Source organism: Pseudomonas fluorescens (assembly GCF_902497785.1).
Classification (GTDB): Bacteria; Pseudomonadota; Gammaproteobacteria; order Pseudomonadales; family Pseudomonadaceae; genus Aquipseudomonas; species Aquipseudomonas fluorescens_BO.
Genome location: NZ_CABVHK010000031.1, coordinates 25,094 through 37,706 on the forward strand (window position 1 = coordinate 25,094; position 12,613 = coordinate 37,706).

Sequence of the window (12,613 nt, forward strand, 5' to 3'; positions counted from 1 at the left end):
TTCCAACTCAACTGTAAAAAAAGGTGAATGATATGAAATCGAACTCAAACGGCTATTCTGCAGATGCCACAGAAGGCTTTTCCCGGTTGTTCAGCACCACCGCGATGGCTTTCGAAAGAGAGGCGTTGCGATTGTCGAAGCAAGCGTTGATGGGTGCACCGACAGGCACTCGCAAGCGTTCAAATGGAAAATAGGAGGTCCCGTGTCCGAGCCGTCGCCACCCACACGAACTATCTGGCATTCCTGGCTTGATCAAGGAAAGAACAGCACCTGGCTAGGTGTTTTTTTCTGGGCAACCCTGGTGGGCGTTTCGGTTCTTTTGTTGATCAGTGGCTACAACGCCTTCACCGGGGCGAACCGGGACAATTTGCAATATGCCTTGCTCGGCGGCCTCTGCGGTTTTGCCGCGACGGCGTTGGGCGCGGTGTTCGCGGTGATCCTGCGCGACATCACCGATCGCACTCAGGACATCATGCTCGGTTTCGCTGCGGGCATGATGCTGGCGGCCAGTTCCTTTTCGTTGATCCTGCCGGGCATTGCGGCCGCGCAGGCCATCTGCGAAAACAAACTGCTCGCCGCCTGCGTCGTGGTGCTCGGGTTGGGACTGGGCGTGGCACTGATGATCGGCCTGGATCGCTTCGTCCCGCATGAACACCAGCTCAGTGGACGCAAGGGCATCGAGGCGCAGCGGATCAATCGGGTCTGGTTGTTCGTGCTGGCCATCACCCTGCACAACCTGCCCGAGGGCATGGCCATCGGGGTCAGTTTTGCCAACGGCGACATGAAGGTCGGTTTGCCGCTGACCACGGCGATTGCGATTCAGGATATTCCCGAAGGCCTGGCGGTGGCGCTGGCGTTGCGGGTCACCGGCATTTCTGCGTTGCGCGCAGCGTTGATCGCCGTCGGGTCAGGGCTGATGGAGCCAATGGGCGCGGTGTTCGGTCTGGGGATTTCCACCAGCTTCGCCCTCGGTTATCCCGTGGCGCTGGGGTTGGCGGCAGGGGCCATGATTTTTGTGGTGTCCCACGAAGTGATTCCCGAGACCCACCGCAATGGCCATGAAACCCCGGCGACCTTGGGGCTGATGCTTGGTTTTGGCGTGATGATGTTTCTTGATACCGCGCTCGGCTGACGGTGAGGTTGCCTCTGGTCGGCAGCGATGAACCTGTGCCGTCCAACGCTGCTCCATTCAAAAACACCTGTGGATCGGCTGCCATGAACTCATTCAGAAATTTGCTGACAAGGGCCCAAGAGCAGAAACTTCGGGCCCTGGATGCCTGGCACCGTGCGCTCGAAAACTGCTCGCTGCGCAGGGACTGCCCGGATGCTTATCACGAGGAATTGCTGCGCCAGGCAGATGAAATGGATCGTCAGGGCATCATCGATTGGGAGGAGTGGCGAGACTTGCGTACGAAGGGTGATGAGGCTTATCTACGTGCGGTCGCGGGCGAGGATTATCACGGCTCACAACAGCCTGAAACCTGAACGCATCGCGGCGAGCGGATCCCTGTGGGGAGGGGATTTATCCCCGTGCGGCTGCGAAGCGGCCCCAGCGTTTATTCAGGCTGATTGGGTTGCCGGAATTCACGACTGCGGCGCAGCCGAACGGGGATAAATCCCCTCGCCACACGGGGCCATCGTTTATGTGATGGGCATCACGACAACGGTGGTGTGCGCGGCGGGATCATGCGCAGGCTCCCGGTTGCTTCAAAGGCCGCCGCAAATCGCAGCAGCGCCGAATCGTCGTAGGCGCGACCGGCAAACGTCAGCCCGACCGGCATGCCGATGTCCGGCATGACGCCCATCGGCACCGTGACGGTTGGCACACCCAAATGGCGAATGGCGAGGTTGCCGTTGGCGACCCATACGCCGTTGCTCCAGGCAATGTCCGCGGACGCCGGATCGACATCGGCATTCGCCGGCGCCACGTCGGCTACGGTGGGGAACAGCACTGCGTCGAGGTCCAGTCGATCCATCCAGTCCTCGAGGTCGATACGCCGGGTTTTCTCGAGTCCGCGCAGCCCGTCGGGAACGGTGCTGATCTGGTCCCAAGGCGTGATGCCACGCTCAGCCATTCGCACATACTCATCCATGCCCGCGACAAGGTCACCTTCGCGGTTGGGCAGGGTGCCGGGGTCGTGAGGAAAGATCAGCGGCCCGTCGACATCGACCAAACGGTTCAACGTCGGATCACCGTTGGCCCGCAGGAAATCATCGAATGCCCACGCCGTCAGGTCCCATAACTCATGGTGCAGAAATTCTTTCGACACCAGACCGCGGGTAAATACCGTCGGCGCGCCCGGGCGATCGCCTTCGCAATTGGACACCAGCGGGAAGTCGACTTCGATGACTTCGGCACCGGCGGCTTCGAGTGCCCGGCGAGCCTGTTCCCAGAGCCCGATCACCGACGGGCGGGTGTTGATGCGCTGGCCGGTCGGCCCGCCGATCCCCGGTGTTTCACTGGTGCCGGCGTCGGGATCGGCGTTGATGAACATGCGCGGAACCCCGAGGCGCTTACCGGCCAGCGCGTCGCTGTTGACGGCGAGTTCGGCATAGGACGCGGGGCGCACTGAGGTGACGCTCGGGATCGGCACCCAGGGTTGCATCCGCCACAAATCGCCGCGGGTGTCGGGGTCTTCCGCTACCACCACATCGAGCACTTCAAGCAGGTCGGCCATGGTCCGGGCGAACGGCACGACCACGTCCATGGTCGGCGTCAACGGCCAGTTGCCACGCACCGAAATAACCCCGCGCGAAGGCGTGTAGGCACACAGGCCATTGTTCGACGCCGGGCCCCGTCCGCTCGACCAGGTTTCTTCCGCCAGGCCGAACGCCGCGAAACTGGCGGCGGTGGCCGTGCCCGCGCCGTTGGACGAGCCCGAGGCGAAAGGCGCCGTGAGGTAGTCCGCGTTGTACGGGCTCTCGGCACGGCCGTAAACCCCGCGCTGCATGCCGCCATTCGCCATCGGCGGCATGTTGGTCTTGCCCAGGCAAATGGCACCGGCACCGCGCAATCGTTCGATGGTGAAAGCGTCGCGGTACGCCGTCAGGTTAGCGAAGGCCGGACTGCCAGAGGCGGCCGTCAGCCCTTTGACCAGATAACTGTCTTTGGCGGTATAGGGAATGCCATCGAGCGGGCCCAACGTTTCGCCCCTGGCGCGCCGCGCGTCGGAGGCCTGCGCTTCGTTGAGCGCTTCGGGATTGCGCACCACGACCGCATTGAGCGCAGTGGGAGTGTCGGCGCCGTCGAAGGCGTCAATTCGGGCGAGATAGGCCTGGACCAGCTCAACCGCCGTGGTCTGGCCGGATTCGAGCGCCGCGCGCAGGTCGGCAATGGAAACCTCGGTGACCTCGATCATGCTGTTACCGCCGTTTGCTGAGGGTGAATGGAGTGGCGGCATGGTATGTCTAATGACGGGTGAGTGGCCAGTGCGAGGCGTGTTTGTTTACCGGTTATGCGGAGGAAATCAGGGATATCGAGAACAGGTTTTTGGTGATACCAATTAGCCAGCTCCTCCGGTAAAGTGTGCGCCGCTCGAGAGGTGGATCCCGAGCGTTTACTCATGGAGCTATTCAGTGAATTACCTCAGCAAAGTTGTAGCCGTTTCCCTGTTCGGCCTGGTTCTGGCGGGTTGCACGGGCGCCCCGATGAAGTCTCAGCACTATGACGCCAGCCAATACACCGTTGTTGGCCACAGTGAAGCGAGCGCTACGGGCTTGCTGTTGTTCGGAGTGATCCCGATCCGTCAGAACAGCCGTTTCATTCGCGCACAAGACGCAGCGATCAAGGCGAAGGGCGGCGATGCGCTGATCAACACCCAGGTGCAGGAAAACTGGTTCTGGGCTTGGGTACTGACCGGTTACACCACCAAGGTGTCCGGTGATGTGGTGAAGCTGAAAAACGTTCAGTAAGCGGGTGTGCGGATGCGTCAGAGGGTCTGGACAGGACTGATTTGACGCGCCGGTTGGCCTGTGTTGAAAAGCCCTGCAAGTTTTTGCTTGCGGGGCTTTTTCGTTTTTGTTGTGGCGGTGGTTACAGGCTGTTTGTGTCAGTCCGACCAGGACATCGACGGTGAACACCAATGGCATGCCTGACGAAATTCTCCTGTGGGAGCGAGCTTGCTCGCGATGGCGGACTCACATCCAATATTGATGTTGGCTGACACAACGCTATCGCGAGCAAGCTCGCTCCCACAGGGTTTTGCATCTGGTCAGAGGTTGTGCGCGGCCAAACAAGCGAAGCGCGCCCGCTTGACGCCACGGTCGGCCCGCAGGCCGCCGCGATTTTGATTCTGATTTTGATCTCAAGCGCCCCGTTAAACCACGCTGGCCGAACGCAGGCATTGCGCAGCGGGTAAACCGGCAAGGATGCCGGTTTAGCCGCGCTGGGCCAGGGATGGCCCTTCGCGGCGACCCGCGGAGCAATGCCTTCGTTCGGGCACACCGAGCCCAGGCGAGGTGCCAAGTGGTGGGGCAAGAGCGTTTGGGTTACTTTTGCGCTCCATCAAAAGTGACTCGCTGTAAAAGCGAAACCAATACCCGCCGTTACCGCAGCAACGGATATGTACTCATCCAACTCGCTTATCCAAAGCCGCCTCCGCCGCCGCAATCTCCGCCTGACGCTTGACAATCAAATCCCCCATCGGCGGCCCTTGAAACCGCCGCGCTTCAAAGCCAAACCAGACAATCGCCGTCAACACCAGAAACCCGATAGTGATATACAGCGCCCAGTCATTCGGCGGCTGAATACCGATAATGAAGATCACCACCATCGACACGACCGAGAGAATGGCAAACAGCGAATACAACCCGCGCCCCATATTCCAGGGCCCCATGACCGGCCACTTCGAAGTCCCGTAAGCGAACAGCCCCAGCACAATCGGAATGATGAAAGAGAAGAACAGAAAGATCACCGTGCACGAAACCACGATGGTGTACACCGGCGTGGCACCGATCGAAATCACCGACGAACCCCAGTCAAACAACACCGCCAGCGTCGCGCCGGTCCAGATCGCCGCCACCGGGCTGCGGTACTTGGGCGAGACCGAGGCCAATGCTTTCGAGCAAGGCAGGCCGCCATCGCGGGAGAACGCGAAAATCATGCGCGACACCGAAGTCACCGTCGCCAGCCCGCAGAGAAACTGCGAGACGAAAATCGCCACGTACAGCGCGAATTTGACGTTGGGATTGACCTGGGTGTTCATCGCCCAGAAAAACACGTTCCAGCCCTGTTTTGCCGCTTCGTCCATGCTCGGTAGCATCAGCACGAAGGAGCAGAGCATCACCCACCCGAACAGCAACGACCAGATCACCGACATGACCATCCCGCGCGGCACCGACCGGGCCGCATTGCGGGTCTCTTCGGAAGTGTGCGCCGACGCGTCATAACCGGTAATGGTGTAGATCGGCAACAGCAGCCCCAGCATGAACACCCAGCTGTTCGAGACCTGAGGCCAGACGCTGCCGCCGGCTTCACCGGAATAATTGCCGAAGGTCCACAACCGGACGAACTCATAACTCGGTGCCGAAATCAGGCAGACGATGGTCAGTGCGAGCGCCGTGGCGAAGATCAGGTAGCCCGAAAAATCCGTGAGTTTAGCGGTCAGGCCGATCCCCAAGTGATTGATCAAGGCCTGGAGGCCCGTCAGGATCGCCAGGAAAATCACCCTCACCGTCGTCGTGTCTTCCATGCCCAGTGCCGGTCCGAAAGCACCAAAAAAGAAGTAATAGGTGCCGACGTTGATCGCGCCCAGCACCGTGACCAGTCCCAGCAAATTGAACCAGGCCGTCAGCCAGCCGGTGAAGCGGTTACCCAGAATCGAGCCCCAGTGATAGAGCCCGCCAGCCGTGGGGTAGGCCGAGGAAATCTGCGCCATGGCCAGGGCGAACACCCCGGATATCAGGCAGCCGATGGGCCAGCCGATGCCGATCGCCGCACCCCCCGCGCCCGAGGTGCCCTGGGCCAGCGAGTTGATGCCACCGGAAAGGATGCAGATGATCGAAAAGGAAATCGCGAAGTTGGAGAAAACCCCCATCCGTCGCGAGAGTTGCTGGGCATAGCCCATGCTGTGCAGCACCTTGACGTCATCGTCGTGCGCGTCGGTGCCGGGCTGGCTTGCTGGGTTCATGCTGTGTACCCCATCAGGTTTTGATTCAATCCATTGGCGTCTGCGCAATGGGCTGGCCTTCAACACCTTGTCGTACTGCTCCTGTTTGCAACGCACTGCTCTGGGTCTACAGACGGCCTTGATAAGCCGCCGCGAAAATCTGCGCCACGCCCTCCTTGGTCAACGGCAGTGGGTTGCCGCCGGCCGAGGGATCGATAATCGCCATGTCGGCGATCAGGTCGGCCTGCCCGTCATCCACGCCCAGTTCCACCAGCGTATGCGGCACGCCAATGTCCTTGCGCAGCTTGAGGATGAACGCAAGGAAGCTGTCGAAGCCGGGCGAGGGCAGGCGCAAATACGCCGCCAGTCGCGTGATGCGTTCTTCGATGGCTGAGCGATTGAACTGCAACACATACGGCATGAACGTCGCGTTGGTCATGCCGTGATGGGTGTCGTACAGCGCGCCCACCGGATGCGAAAGGGCGTGCATGCCACCGAGGCCTTTCTGAAACGCGGTGGCGCCCATCGCGGCCGCCGCGAGCATGTGCGCGCGCGCTTCAAGGTCTGAAGGGGTGTGGACGGCGCGCACCAGCGCGTTGGCGACCAGACGGATGCCTTCCACCGCGATGCCGTCGGCCAGCGGGTGAAAACCCGGGGCGCAGTACGCTTCCAGGCAATGGGCGAGCGCATCCATGCCGGTGCCGGCGGTGACTTTGGCCGGCATGCCGACGGTGAGGGCCGGGTCGCTGATCACCACGCGCGGCATCATTTCCGGATGGAAGATGATGCGTTTAGTGTGCGTGCGCTCGTCGATGATCACCGCTGCGCGGCCGACCTCGGAGCCCGTTCCCGCGGTGGTCGGCACCGCAATCACTGGCGCGATACGACTCTCGTCGGCGCGGGTCCAGTAGTCGCCGATGTCCTCGAAATCCCACACCGGCCGGGTCTGGCCGCTCATGAAGGCAATGAGTTTGCCCATGTCCAGGCCGCTGCCACCGCCGAAGGCAATCACGCCATCGTGCTGGCCAGCGCGCCAGGCATCGAGCCCGCCCGCGAGATTGGCTTCAACCGGGTTGGGCTTGAGGTCGCAAAACAGCGCGGCGCCCAAGCCCGCGTCGCGCAAGGCATCAAGCGCCGCCGTGGTGATCGCCGCGCGCCCCAGGCCGCTGTCGGTGACCAGCAACGGTCGCTGGATACCCTGGCTGCGGCAGACCTCGGCGAGCTCGGCGATGCGGCCGACACCAAAGTGAATGCGGGTGGGGTAGTTCCAGTTTCCAGTCAGGTTCATGACCTACACCTCGTGGCGCAGATGAAAGGATTTGGCGCGGGTCAGGTGCTCGTAGCCCAGGCGGGACAGGGTGACACCGCGTCCGCTGTTTTTGACCCCGGTCCAGGCCAGTGCCGGGTCGAGGTAATCACAACGGTTCATGAACACCGTGCCCGTGTCGATCTGGCTGCCGAGGCGCTCGGCGGCGGCGAGGTCCGCGGTCCAGATCGACGCGCTGAGCCCGAACTCGCTGTCGTTCATCAGGGCGATGGCTTCGTCATCACTGGCCACCGGCATGATGCCGACCACCGGGCCGAAGCTCTCGTCACGCATCACTGCCATCTCGTGGTTCACATCCACCAGCACCTGCGGCGCAAGGTAGGCGCTGCCGGGTACGTCGGCAGGAAATGCCTTGGGATCGATCAGCGCTTTGGCGCCCTGCTTAAGCGCGTCGGCAATCTGCCCTCGAACAAAATCGGCAGCGGCCGGGGAGACCATTGGACCGAGCGTAGTCGCTTCGTCCAGCGGGTTGCCGAGCACATATTGGCGGGTTAAATCGACGAAGCGCTCGACGAAGGCCGGATAGATTTTCTCATCGACATAGATGCGCTCGACCGCGCAGCAGCTCTGCCCGGAATTGAAGAAACTGCCGTCCACCAGGTTTTCTACCGCGTGTTCGACGTTGGCGTCGGCGCGAACGTAGGCCGGGTCTTTACCGCCGAGCTCCAGGCCCATGCCGATGAAATCTGTGAGGGTTGCTTGTTGGACTTGCAGGCCCGCGTCCACCGAACCAGTGAAGTTCACCTGTTGTATGTCTCCAGTGACGATGGCTACAGCGGTGCTGGCATGACTGAGCAACAGGTTCTGAAACAACCCTTCAGGCAGCTTCGCGCGGCGAAACGCTTCGGCAAAACGCTCGCCGACCAGCAGGGTCTGCGAAGCGTGTTTGAGGATGACGCTGTTGCCCGCCATCAGCGCCGGAATAATCGTATTCACGGCGGTCAGGTACGGGTAATTCCACGGGGCAATTACCAGCACGGTGCCCAGCGGTTCGCGGTTGATATAGCGTCGAAAACCGGCGACCGGTGTGGGCTCTACAGCGGCGAGCGCTTCAGGCGCAATGGCGATCATATGCCGCGCGCGTTCTTCGAAACCGCGCAGCTCGCCAGCGCCAAAACGCACCGGTCGACCCATCTGCCACGCCAGTTCAGGCACGATTTCATCTTTCATGGCGAGCATCGCGTCAACCGCAGCGCTGCAAAAAGCTGCACGTTCGCTCAAGGGGCGGTGTTTCCATTGCGCCTGGGCAGCGGCGGCCGCCTCAAGCGCCTCAAGCAGCTGGGCGGTATCGGTTTGGCGTCGTTCGGCGTACACCCGGCCATCGACCGGAGAGAGGAGCTGTATCTTCGCAGTCATGGTGATCTCAATAGCGCTCGAAGCCGCGCTGCAATTCCCAATCGGTGACTCGCCGGTCGTACTCTTTCTGCTCCCACTCGGCGGTATGCACGTAGTGCTCGACCACTTCATCGCCAAACGCCTCGCGCAACATGCTCGAGCCCTTGAGTGCGGAGCAGGCCTCGCGCAGGGTTTTCGAGACTTCCGGCAACTGCTCGTCAAGGTAGGCATCGCCCTCGAACGGCGCCGCGAGTTCCAGCTTCTCGTCAACACCGGCCAGGCCCGCCGCAATCAATGCGGCGAAGGCCAGATAAGGGTTGAGGTCCGCACCGCCGATGCGGCACTCGATGCGGATGGCTTTGCTGTCTTCGGCGCATAAACGAAAGCCTGCGGTGCGATTGTCGCGGCTCCACACCGCTCGCGTCGGCGCGAAGGTGCCGGCCTGAAAGCGTTTGTACGAATTGATATACGGCGCGAGAAAACAGGTGATGTCGTTGGCGTACTTGAGCTGTCCGGCGACCCACGAGCGCATCAGTTTCGACATGCCGAATTCGGCCTTGGCGTCGAAAAACAGCGACTTTTTGCCGTTCTTGTCCCACAGCGAATTGTGGATATGGCTGCTGGAACCGGCCGCGTCATAGCGCCACTTGGCCATGAAGGTGATCGCCTTGCCCTGTAAATCGGCGATCTCTTTGCAGGCGTGTTTGATGATGACGTGGTGGTCGGCCATGGTCATGGCGTCGGCGTAGCGGATGTTGATCTCTTCCTGGCCCGGGCCCCATTCGCCCTTGGAGTTTTCCACGGGGATGCCCGAGGCCTGCAGGTGCTTGCGAATCGCCCGCAGCACCGGCTCTTCGCGAGTGGTCTGGAGGATGTTGTAATCCTCGATGTAATGGCCGGCGGTTTTCGGTTGGTGGTAGTTGCGCTGGTGGATCGCTTCGTAGCTCTCATCAAACAGATAGAACTCGAGTTCCGAGGCGAACATGCCGGTGTAACCACGCTCGCGCAGGCGTTCGACCTGTCTCTTCAGAATCGCCCGCGGGCTATGAGGCAAGTCTTTTCTATGGTGGTGATCGAGTACATCGCAGAGCACCAGCGCCGTGCATTCCAGCCAGGGCACGCGGCGCAACGTGGACATGTCGGGCTTGAGGACGAAGTCGCCATAGCCCTTGCTCCAACTGGCGGCGGCATAACCGGGCACCGGTTCCATGTCGATGTCGTCGGCCAGCAGGTAGTTGCAGCAGTGGGTTTCTTCGTGGCCGCTGTCGATAAAAAATTCGACCTGAAATCGCTTGCCGACCAGGCGGCCCTGCATGTCGACCATGCAGACCAGCACGGTATCGATTTCACCAGCGGCCGCTGCGCGCTTGAGCGCATCAAAGCTAAGAAGGGGCTCGGTCATCACGTCATTCCTGCGTGAACAGTTTTTGGCAGTCTGAGATAGCTGTTGCAGACGCTCTCCAGAACAACCAAAACCCTGCAGAATCGAGCATCGTGAGCAATAAGCTGTTTGCAGCTTAGCTCACTGTTGCATTACGCAAGTCCTGGTGATCGAAACCTGATTAATCCGGCTGGTTCCCCGCGCCTCATTGGAATTGGCGCCGGCATGGCCAATAATCCGGTTTCGCACGACCTGATCTGGAATTCAACATGCTGAAAACCGCTGTATTGACCCTGGCCCTGGTGCTCAACGCCGGGCTGCTCGTCACGCCAGCCATCGCGTCCGGCGATGCGGACGCCGGGGCGGTGCTGTTCAAGCGGATTTGCGGTGGATGTCATCAAGTCGGGGAGTCGGCACGGGCTTCGTTTGGCCCGCAACTCAACGGCATTTTCGGCCGCCCCTCGGGCAGCACCACGGACTACCAATACTCCGACGCGATGAAATCAGCCGGCATCGTCTGGACTCGCGAGACGCTGGCGGCCTACCTCGAAGCGCCGAAGACAGTGGTGCCTGGCACCCGGATGATTTTCTGGGGGCTGAGCGACCCGGAGAAGGTTGAAAACCTTTTGGCGTATTTACAGACGTTTCAACCGCGATAGATTCCTGACCGCGGCTGGCAAATTATGAAAAAGCCCGGACAAGCCCGGCTTTGTGTTGATGGAACGATTCCCTGACTCTCAGAAGCGCTCATCCAGTATTGCGGGCAAGGTGAGTTCCTTGACGAAGCTGGCCGGGGACAGGCTCAAGACCATGCGCACTACCTGTACGACGTCATGCACCGGGATCAAATGGCCTTCGCCTCGTTGTTCGGCAAGCGCTCGCGGTGTGTGCAGCGCATCCTCGGTATTCAGATAGCCCAGGTTCAAACAGGTCACTGCCAATCGCTGTTGCCTGTACCCTTCGCGCAGCGTATCGGCGATACCGCGCAGGGCGAATTTGGAGGCACCGAAGGCGACTTCCGGTCGCCCACTCTGGGGTAAGCCTGAAGTCGAACCGGTCAGGATGATCCTCGGGGTGGCACTTTTAAGCAGAAGCGGAAGCAGCCGTTTTATCAACACAATCGTCGAGGTGACGTTGCAGTTGATGATTGCTTCAAGGTGATGGTCCGGGTTATCCAGAAAATCATAGGCCGGATCGAAGGCAAACTCTTCCCATATCCCTACGTTGTAGATCAGAGTGTCCAGCCCGCCATCGGCCACTGACTGTTCAATGATTTGCGCAGCCATTGCGGGCTCAGCCAGGTTGGCCTCTACCCACTGCACCTGAACGCCCGCCTTGGGTTTCAGGTTTTCGGGAGGCGTGCGGGAGACACCGATCAGTGTGTCGCCTGTCTCACCCAGTCCTTCGATCATGGCCCTGCCCAGACCTTTGCTCGCGCCGACCACCATGGTTTTCATCGATTGTCTCCTTGACCTGATTCAACGTTGGGGCAGGCATGCAAGCAGACGGTTGAGCGCTTGGCAATCAATGGGCTATTACCAGATGTTTACTGCCGTGCGCAGCGTTGAATCCAATGTGTTTCCTTCCTATTTCATACCGCGGTGTCGTCAATCAGTGACACACAAGTCCCCCGTGGCGCGGATCAGGGCCTGGCCATGCAGGCCATCCTTGATCAGGGTAGATCGCTCTTTGGCCAGCCACTGCGGGCAATTCGGGTCTTTGCGATAAGGCGCGAAGTCGGCGTAGTGCTGCAATAGACGGTTTTGCAGCTCGTCCAGTTGCGGTCGAACCACTCGGGTGAGGTCTGGTCGTGGCAGGTCGGGCGCCTTGCCGGCTGCTTGCCATTGCGCGAGCAGTCCGTATTGCACCAGCTTGCTGGCTTCGATCTGTGCGGCGATCAATGCGGCGACCTCGTCCGGATCGAGTTTTCGGGCAACGGCCTGCTTCCGAGCGTTGGCGATGACCTGGGCTTCCCGGGCGCTGTCGAGGATCGGTTTGCGGCTGTCCCATTTGGTCAACGCTACCCAATCACTTATGTTCAGGCGTTCGTTCATGGTGTTCAGCAGCGGTTGCAAACCGGCGGGCGCCGGGGTGGGCGTGCCGGCTTGGGCGCCGAATGTGAGCAGGAGCAGCAGGGCGCCGGTCAGCCGGTGCGGCAAGCGTGGGGAGTGGGTCATGACAAACCTCATTGGGCGCGGGACTCGCAATCAGGTGTTGTGTATCACAGGTGAGGCGGGGGTATTAAGAGGGGGTGGTTTTTTTTGGCTGATCTTTTGCGTTTGGGTGAATATCCGTTTCTTCGGTGATGGCTGGTATTGGTTTCGCCCTTACGGCGAGTCACTTTTGAAAAGCGCAAAAGTAACCCAAACGCTCTTGCCCCACCACTCGGCACCTCGCTTGGGCTCGGTGTGCCCTCACTCCGGCATTGCTCCGCGGGTCGCCGCGAAGGGCCATCCCTGGCCC

12 protein-coding genes and 1 pseudogene are annotated in these 12,613 nt (G+C 60.8%); 6 read left to right on the forward strand and 7 right to left on the reverse strand.

All coding sequences use genetic code 11. The features are described from left to right. The first annotated feature begins 32 nt into the window (after positions 1 to 32). The 3 genes from F8N62_RS31635 (at position 33) to F8N62_RS30570 (ending at position 1,485) form a co-directional block, all read left to right on the forward strand. Positions 33 to 194, forward strand: a complete 162-nt coding sequence (locus F8N62_RS31635) for a hypothetical protein (protein WP_191632475.1) — start codon at positions 33 to 35, stop codon at positions 192 to 194. Between the two features lie 38 nt (positions 195 to 232). Further along, a complete protein-coding gene (locus F8N62_RS30565; protein WP_224791430.1) occupies positions 233 to 1,132 on the forward strand; it encodes a ZIP family metal transporter in 900 nt (299 codons plus the stop codon). Between the two features lie 83 nt (positions 1,133 to 1,215). Beyond that, entirely contained in the window at positions 1,216 to 1,485 is a 270-nt protein-coding gene (locus F8N62_RS30570) for a hypothetical protein (protein WP_150714115.1), read from the forward strand. 170 nt (positions 1,486 to 1,655) lie between these two features. Here F8N62_RS30570 and F8N62_RS30575 read toward each other — a convergent pair whose 3' ends face one another. Further along, positions 1,656 to 3,359: an amidase gene (locus F8N62_RS30575; RefSeq protein WP_150714116.1), complete on the reverse strand. Its 1,704-nt coding sequence runs from the start codon at positions 3,357 to 3,359 to the stop codon at positions 1,656 to 1,658. Positions 3,360 to 3,576: 217 nt separating this feature from the next. On the opposite strand from F8N62_RS30575, the gene F8N62_RS30580 reads away from it, so the two are divergent. Next, entirely contained in the window at positions 3,577 to 3,912 is a 336-nt protein-coding gene (locus tag F8N62_RS30580) for a hypothetical protein (protein ID WP_150714117.1), read from the forward strand. 656 nt (positions 3,913 to 4,568) lie between these two features. Here the strand turns inward: F8N62_RS30580 and F8N62_RS30585 are convergent. From F8N62_RS30585 to F8N62_RS30600, 4 genes are all read right to left on the reverse strand, one after another. After that, the gene (locus F8N62_RS30585; protein WP_150714118.1) at positions 4,569 to 6,128 is read right to left on the reverse strand and encodes an amino acid permease; all 1,560 of its coding nucleotides are present in this window, start codon (positions 6,126 to 6,128) and stop codon (positions 4,569 to 4,571) included. A gap of 106 nt (positions 6,129 to 6,234) precedes the next feature. After that, complete coding sequence (locus F8N62_RS30590) at positions 6,235 to 7,395, reverse strand: iron-containing alcohol dehydrogenase (protein WP_150714119.1); 1,161 nt, start codon at positions 7,393 to 7,395, stop codon at positions 6,235 to 6,237. 3 nt (positions 7,396 to 7,398) lie between these two features. Further along, entirely contained in the window at positions 7,399 to 8,790 is a 1,392-nt protein-coding gene (locus tag F8N62_RS30595) for an aldehyde dehydrogenase family protein (protein ID WP_150714120.1), read from the reverse strand. A 7-nt stretch (positions 8,791 to 8,797) separates the two neighbouring features. Then, positions 8,798 to 10,171, reverse strand: coding sequence for a glutamine synthetase family protein (locus F8N62_RS30600; protein WP_150714121.1), 1,374 nt, complete (start codon positions 10,169 to 10,171; stop codon positions 8,798 to 8,800). A 248-nt stretch (positions 10,172 to 10,419) separates the two neighbouring features. Between F8N62_RS30600 and F8N62_RS30605 the strand changes: the two genes are divergently transcribed. Further along, the gene (locus F8N62_RS30605; RefSeq protein ID WP_150714122.1) at positions 10,420 to 10,809 is read left to right on the forward strand and encodes a c-type cytochrome; all 390 of its coding nucleotides are present in this window, start codon (positions 10,420 to 10,422) and stop codon (positions 10,807 to 10,809) included. Positions 10,810 to 10,887: 78 nt separating this feature from the next. Here the strand turns inward: F8N62_RS30605 and F8N62_RS30610 are convergent, their stop codons facing one another. Together F8N62_RS30610 and F8N62_RS30615 are read right to left on the reverse strand one after the other, a co-directional pair. Then, a complete protein-coding gene (locus F8N62_RS30610) occupies positions 10,888 to 11,607 on the reverse strand; it encodes an SDR family NAD(P)-dependent oxidoreductase (protein ID WP_150714123.1) in 720 nt (239 codons plus the stop codon). Between the two features lie 150 nt (positions 11,608 to 11,757). Further along, a complete protein-coding gene (locus F8N62_RS30615; RefSeq protein WP_150714124.1) occupies positions 11,758 to 12,327 on the reverse strand; it encodes a chorismate mutase in 570 nt (189 codons plus the stop codon). Between F8N62_RS30615 and F8N62_RS32035 the strand changes: the two are divergent. Continuing rightward, a pseudogene (locus F8N62_RS32035) lies at positions 12,326 to 12,613 on the forward strand (hypothetical protein); the annotation flags it as partial. The gene F8N62_RS30615 and the pseudogene F8N62_RS32035 overlap by 2 nt on opposite strands.

Excerpts from the sequence above, each read along its gene's own strand:
- F8N62_RS30570 (WP_150714115.1), top strand. The coding sequence starts at position 1,216 with ATGAACTCATTCAGAAATTTGCTGACAAGGGCCCAAGAGCAGAAACTT.
- F8N62_RS30585 (WP_150714118.1), bottom strand. The coding sequence starts at position 6,128 with ATGAACCCAGCAAGCCAGCCCGGCACCGACGCGCACGACGATGACGTC.
- F8N62_RS30610 (WP_150714123.1), bottom strand. The coding sequence starts at position 11,607 with ATGAAAACCATGGTGGTCGGCGCGAGCAAAGGTCTGGGCAGGGCCATG.
- F8N62_RS30595 (WP_150714120.1), bottom strand. The coding sequence starts at position 8,790 with ATGACTGCGAAGATACAGCTCCTCTCTCCGGTCGATGGCCGGGTGTAC.
- F8N62_RS30605 (WP_150714122.1), top strand. The coding sequence starts at position 10,420 with ATGCTGAAAACCGCTGTATTGACCCTGGCCCTGGTGCTCAACGCCGGG.
- F8N62_RS30615 (WP_150714124.1), bottom strand. The coding sequence starts at position 12,327 with ATGACCCACTCCCCACGCTTGCCGCACCGGCTGACCGGCGCCCTGCTG.
- F8N62_RS30590 (WP_150714119.1), bottom strand. The coding sequence starts at position 7,395 with ATGAACCTGACTGGAAACTGGAACTACCCCACCCGCATTCACTTTGGT.
- F8N62_RS30600 (WP_150714121.1), bottom strand. The coding sequence starts at position 10,171 with ATGACCGAGCCCCTTCTTAGCTTTGATGCGCTCAAGCGCGCAGCGGCC.
- F8N62_RS31635 (WP_191632475.1), top strand. The coding sequence starts at position 33 with ATGAAATCGAACTCAAACGGCTATTCTGCAGATGCCACAGAAGGCTTT.
- F8N62_RS30575 (WP_150714116.1), bottom strand. The coding sequence starts at position 3,359 with ATGATCGAGGTCACCGAGGTTTCCATTGCCGACCTGCGCGCGGCGCTC.